Raw genomic sequence first — 2,502 nt, 5'->3', positions numbered from 1 at the left:
CCTGTACGGGCCCACCGAGTGCACCGTCGACGCCGCCTACGCCCGCTGCGCCGACCACCCCGGGCGCCCGGTGATCGGCCGGCCGGGCCGCGGCGTCACCGCCTACGTGCTGGACGGCGCGCTGCGCCCGGTGCCGCCCGGCATGCCGGGGGAGCTGTACCTGGCCGGTCGGCAGGTCGCCCGCGGCTACCTCGGCCGGCCCGGGCTCACCGCCGGCCGCTTCCTCGCCGACCCGTACGGCGCCCCCGGCACCCGGATGTACCGCACCGGCGACCTCGCCCGCTGGGACGCCGCCGGGCAGCTGGAGTTCCTCGGCCGGGCCGACGACCAGGTCAAGATCCGCGGCTTCCGGATCGAGCCCGGCGAGGTCGAGGCCGCCCTGCTGACCCACCCCGACCTCGCGGACTGCGCCGTCGCCGCCCGCGAACAGGGCGGCCGCACCCTGCTGGTCGGCTACCCGGTGCCGGCCGGCGACCGGGTGCCGCCCGCCGAGGAGCTGCGCGCCTGGCTGCGGCGCACCCTGCCCGACCACCTGGTGCCCACCGCCTTCGTCCCGCTCGCCCGCGTCCCGCGCACCACCAGCGGCAAGACCGACCGGCGCGCCCTGCCCGCCCCGCCCGCCCAGCCGGACCGCACCACCCCGTACGTCGCCCCGCGCCCCGGCACCGAGGAGCGGCTCGCCGCGATCTGGGCCGAGGTGCTGGGCGTGCGGCGGGTCGGCGCCCGGGACAACTTCTTCGCGCTCGGCGGCGACTCCATCCTCAGCATCCAGATCGTCTCCCGGGCCCGCGCCGCCGGACTCGCCCTCACCACCAAGGACGTCTTCCGCTACCAGAACGTCGCCGAACTCGCCCTCTGCGCCGGAGAGTCGACCGTACGGACGGAAGCGGAGGAGGCCGAGCCCGCCGAGGCCCCGCTCACCCCGATCCAGCACTGGTACCTCGACGGGCGCCGCCCCGGCGAGGCGCTGCGCTTCACCATGACCCAGCGGCTGGTGCTGGCCCCGGACACCGACCCGGCGGCGCTGCGGCAGGCCGTGCTCGCGCTGGTGGAGCACCACCCGGCGCTGCGCACCCGCTTCCGCCACGGCGAGGCCGGCTGGCACCAGGAGGTCCGGGAACAGGCACCGGACGGCGTCTTCACCCACCACCGGACCGTCCTGGAGACGGAGGTGCGCCGGGCCGCCGAGGAGGCCCAGCGCTCCCTCGACCCGCTCCAGGGCCGGATGCTGCGCGCCCTGTACTTCGACGGCGGCGCCGGCCGGCCCGGCCAGCTCGTGCTGACGATCCACCACCTGGCCGTGGACGGCGTCTCCTGGCGCATCCTGCTGGCCGACCTCGAAGCCGCCCACCACGCCGCCCGCACGGGCGCGCCCGTCCGGCTGCCGGAGCCGGGCACCTCCTACACCCGGTGGGCCGCCCGGCTGGAGCGGCACACCCGCTCCGGCGCTCTGGACGGCGACACCGCGTACTGGGCCCGCACCGGCGAGGCCCCGGCCGGACTGCCCGCCGGGCGCCCGGGCGCCAACACCCACGGCAGTGCCGCCACCGTCACCGTGACGCTGGACGAGGCGACCACCGGGGCGCTGCTGCGCCGCGTCCCGGAGGTCTACCGCACCCAGGTCAACGACGTCCTGCTCAGCGCCCTCGGCCGCACGCTGGCCCGCTGGTGCGGCCGGGACACGGTGCTGATCGGGGTGGAGGGCCACGGCCGCGAGGACCTCTTCCCCGACCAGGACCTCTCCCGGACGGTCGGCTGGTTCACCGCCGAGTTCCCGCTCGCCCTGCGCGTCGACCCCGAGGCCGGCTGGCACCACACCCTGCGCTCGGTCAAGGAGCAGCTGCGCGCCGTCCCGCTGCGCGGACTCAGCCACGGCGCGCTGCGCCACCTGCTCCCGTCCGCCCTCCCGCAAGGCGCGGCCGCGCCGCAGGTCGGCTTCAACTACCACGGCCAGTGGGACACCCGCACCGGCGCCGACGGGCTGCTGCGCGGCTCGCTGCCCCCGGCCGGGCGCGACACCGACCCCGACGAGCCCCGCCCCTACCTGCTCGACGTCATCGGGGCCGTCCAGGACGGCCGGCTCGAACTGGGCTGGACCTACCCGGCGGAGGTCTACGAGGAGGCCACTGTCCGCGCCCTCGCCGAGCAGACCCTCCAGGCGCTGCGCGAGCTGGCCGAGCACTGCGCGGGCCCCGGCGCCGGCGGCCGCACCCCGTCCGACTTCCCACTGGCCGGCCTCGACCAGGAACGGCTGGACGGCCTGGTCGGCGACGGCCGCGAGGTCGCGGACGTGCTGCCGCTGACCCCGCTGCAGTCCGGCATGCTCTTCCACGGCCTGGTCGACGAGGACGGCGCCTACGTGGACCGGATCGCCGTCCGGCTGGCCGGCGTCGGCGACCCGGCGGCCTTCGCCGCCGCCTGGCAGCAGGTCGCCGACCGCACCCCGGCGCTGCGCACCGCCGTGCACTGGCGCGGCCTGCCGCACCCCGTCCAGCTGGTCGC

Annotated in this window: 1 protein-coding gene; it reads left to right on the top strand. The window is 77.6% G+C overall.

The genetic code is table 11. The features are described 5' to 3' along the window. A partial coding sequence (locus tag AE652_RS33040) for a condensation domain-containing protein (protein ID WP_049658320.1) occupies nucleotides 1-2,502 on the top strand: 2,502 nt, incomplete at both ends.

It is taken from the genome of Kitasatospora sp. MY 5-36 (assembly GCF_001182915.1).
Taxonomy (GTDB): Bacteria; Actinomycetota; Actinomycetes; order Streptomycetales; family Streptomycetaceae; genus Kitasatospora.
The sequence above is the reverse complement of the archived record's forward strand: the minus strand, read 5'-3'. Positions and strand labels throughout refer to the sequence as shown.